Annotated in this window: 4 protein-coding genes and 1 pseudogene; 4 read left to right on the top strand and 1 reads right to left on the bottom strand. The window is 34.2% G+C overall.

From position 1 onward, the window contains the following. From BCAMP_RS13235 to BCAMP_RS11105, 4 genes and pseudogenes are all read left to right on the top strand, one after another. Positions 1-198: pseudogene (locus tag BCAMP_RS13235) on the top strand (IS30 family transposase); the annotation flags it as partial. A gap of 70 nt (positions 199-268) precedes the next feature. Next, on the top strand, positions 269-667 hold the full coding sequence (locus BCAMP_RS11115; protein WP_035315648.1) for a hypothetical protein: 399 nt from the start codon (positions 269-271) through the stop codon (positions 665-667). Between the two features lie 609 nt (positions 668-1276). Then, positions 1277-1555, top strand: coding sequence for a LysR family transcriptional regulator (locus tag BCAMP_RS11110; protein ID WP_035315647.1), 279 nt, complete (start codon positions 1277-1279; stop codon positions 1553-1555). 143 nt (positions 1556-1698) lie between these two features. Further along, entirely contained in the window at positions 1699-2142 is a 444-nt protein-coding gene (locus tag BCAMP_RS11105) for a type 2 periplasmic-binding domain-containing protein (RefSeq protein WP_035315646.1), read from the top strand. A 133-nt stretch (positions 2143-2275) separates the two neighbouring features. Here BCAMP_RS11105 and BCAMP_RS11100 read toward each other — a convergent pair whose 3' ends face one another. After that, entirely contained in the window at positions 2276-3112 is an 837-nt protein-coding gene (locus tag BCAMP_RS11100; RefSeq protein WP_051457067.1) for a LysR family transcriptional regulator, read from the bottom strand. Positions 3113-3446 lie beyond the last annotated feature (334 nt).

The following is a 3446-nucleotide window of genomic DNA, read 5'->3' as shown; positions in this document are numbered from 1 at the left end:
AAACGAAAAATTCTAATGGCATTTTGCGTCGAAATGGCTTGCCAAAAAAGATGGACTTTAACCAAGTTGACCAAAACTTCATTTCAGCTGTTGCTTCAAAAAAGAAATCACATACCAAGAAAATCATTAAACTACCGGACACCATTGGAAGTGTTTTTGAGTGACGTAAATGAAGAACAATTGTCCAGCTTAATTTGACAAATAAGAGAATAAAATTATTAAGGTAACAGAAACAGAAGTATTTATTAGTCGCGCAGGCAATAGTGTCGTGACTGTTAAAAAAACAAGCTTGGATTTCACACCAGAAGTTGGTACAGAAGTAGATGTGTATCCAGTCGGTGATGATTTTGTGATTAATGTTAAAGAAATCGTCGCAACAGCATCAACAACCAATTCTTTAGCCGGTATTAATGATAAAGCAAAACAATTATCACAGTCCTCTAATAGTCGGTACTTTCAAATGTGCGGCTGGGCTGCAGCGATTATTTCAATCTTTTTCTTACCGATTGTATTTGGTGTTGTGGGTGCAATCTGTGGCTTTATTTACTCAAAAACAAACCAGAAACAAGGACGGCTCATTATAATTGTCTCCGCAATCTGCTTTGTCATTAGCATTGTGATCCTGATGTTTGGTGGCAATGAGGAAATGGTCTACTACCGCTATTAAAAGATACGTTGAAAGAGGGAATCATCTAAGAGCGATGCGAGGGTTACCTCGCATCGCTTTTTATAGTTTAAGGAAGAACTCAATTTAACGTGTGGGAATAGTTGGTTCAGATGTTTATTTTTCTATAAAACAGGGAAGTGTTAGTACATAAGAACGTATAAGGCTTGTTTTTTTGACACAGATAAAGTGCAATTTAATATCTTAAAGTGATGATTTTTAGAATTATTTTCAGAGAAACAGTGAAATGTTATGCGAGTTCTTTCTATATTAAATGTTTTGACAGCAGAATAAAGTTTGGCGAGAATAATTAGCTGGTATCGAATAGAAAAGAAATAGTAATTTAAACGAGACCCGTTAGCTGCTTTACAAAAAACATCGTTTTTCTATTGCAGTTTTTTAATTAATTGAAAAACTAATAGAAACGACAGACGTTAACCAGTTTAACTAATATAACGATGTGTATTCGTTAGCAGATAATGCATAATGACAGTTAACTTTTTAGTACTCTAATGTCATTTGTCGGAAATGTTTGTTAAAAGGAAAATACTATTTCGAGATGATTAATTAAGATATATGCAGTACTGATAATTGAATGAGAGGGGGCGTTTTATGTTATCACTATTACATACGTATGTCGTAGTTTATGAATTGCGTAATTTTTCTCAGGCTGCCAAAATATTATACATATCACAACCTACGGTTTCGATTCATATCCAAAAGTTAGAAGAAATAACACAAACAAAGCTCTTTGTTCGCAATGAGAAAAAAGGTGTAGAACCGACTGAATTTGGCGACGTTTTTTATGAAAAAGCGTTACTAATGATAAATGAATGGGAAGAAACAATTGAAGAATTACAGCAAAAAAAAACGAGAACGTCAACAAATTAAGATTTTAATATCACATTCTATCGCAGAATTGTATTTTAATGAATTTATTCCCAAATTAATTATTACTTTTCCACAGTTAGATTTTTCTTTTTTTTATCAAAAATTCCGAAGAAATTATACACACTGTTACACAATCAAACGAGGTGATTGGTTTAATTGAAAAACCGACCAATCGTCTAGATTTGAAAGAGTTAGTTATTATAAAAGATGAAATGATTCATGTCGGACAAACGAATTCCCCATATTGGCTAATGCGGGAAAAAAATTCAGGTGTTAGATATTATCAAGATCTATATCTTGATAAAAATGAAATTAGCGCGAATAAGATTGTTACAAATAATTTGAGTTTTATTTTCAAGTTGCTCAAAAGTAATATTGGACAAACAATCGTCTCGAAAAAAGCATTGGCGTATTTGCCACAATTAGATTGGCAACCAACGAATCTTTGGCGTAATTTAATCATGATTCAAAAGAAAATGCACGTAGAAAATAGTTTGAATGAGGAAATCGCAGCCTTTTTGGCGGCTGAATTTAAAGCGGCTGAAATACGCCGACAAATAGCGATGGAAAAGATTGAGAGCAGTTAAGCTGAATAGGAGAAAAGGTGCAAGTATACTAAGAATGTACATGAACTATCTTCAAAGAGAAAGGGAATTTAATGCTACGTTGTCTATAATCAAAAAACCATCCAACATGTATGAGTGTTGGATGGTTTTTTGATTATGCAGTGGGGGGGAAGTTATTTTTTAAGGTTTTACAAATAAATTGGGAGAGCGCCTTTAGTGTGTCATCTTCAGTAACGAGAGGATTACTGACCAGCGTTAAAGAGCGACTAATATTGGTCGGCTCCCAAGGAATTCCGGGTAAATTTTCAAGAGCTTTTTTTGATACCAATGTTTGCCCAATGTTGTTTTGTAAAAGTTTGTAAATAAAACTGATATTGTTCGTTGAGAGCTTATTTAAGTCGAGCTTATGTTGGTCAAAATAAAGTTCTTGGTAAAAATGCAGACCTGAATGAGGTTCGCGCATTAGCCAGTAAGGTGAATTGACATCACCGACATGTACGAGTTCATCGTTCAGAAGTGCATTCGCGGTTAATTTTTTATGAGTAAGTGGCTTTTCAATCAATCCGAGCGTTTTACTATTCTGTATTACTTCGTTGATAATATCTTCTGAGTTATATACACGGAAATCAAAATCGATATCGGGAAAACAAGAAATCAAAAGAGGAATAAAGTCATTGAAATAACCTTCAGCAATTGAATGAGACATTAAAATGCTCATACGTTTCCGCTTGTTTTTTGTTTGTTGCAACTCATTCATAGTGCAATTCCAATAATTAACTAAATAACGAGATCGTTCATAAAAAAGGACGCCGAACGGGGTCGGAACGATACCGTTTTTGTCGTGTCGAACGAACAGTGGGGTATCCGTGAGTTCTTCTAAGCGGTGAATATGAGTAGAAACAGTCGGCTGAGAAATATAAAGTAGGGCTGCAGCTTGTGAAAAACTCTTCTTTTCATATACAGCTATGAAGGTATGAAGTAGTGATAGCATAATTGTTGCTCCTTATCATTAAGTGTTGTTTAGATATTGGCAAGTATAGCATGGAATAATTTCTGAATACACGAACAGAACTATTGTCTTTTTTGATATCGGTATTACTCATCCGTATTTCCCATTTATTGTGTTTGATAGGAACGCCGATAGTAAAATTAAGCTAGACAAATAAAAAAGTCATTTGTGCGACACTCAAAATAGTTCCGACCAAAGAATTATTAGGAGTGTAGACAAATGACCTATAAACATCTCTACACCAAATGTACTTGTAATGATAGAAGCCTATTTCCAAACGAAAACAATCTTGTTTTAACCGGATTGAAGAGACTAG

Source organism: Brochothrix campestris FSL F6-1037 (assembly GCF_000525915.1).
GTDB classification, from domain to species: domain Bacteria; phylum Bacillota; class Bacilli; order Lactobacillales; family Listeriaceae; genus Brochothrix; species Brochothrix campestris.
This window is presented reverse-complemented; position numbering and strand designations above follow the sequence as displayed.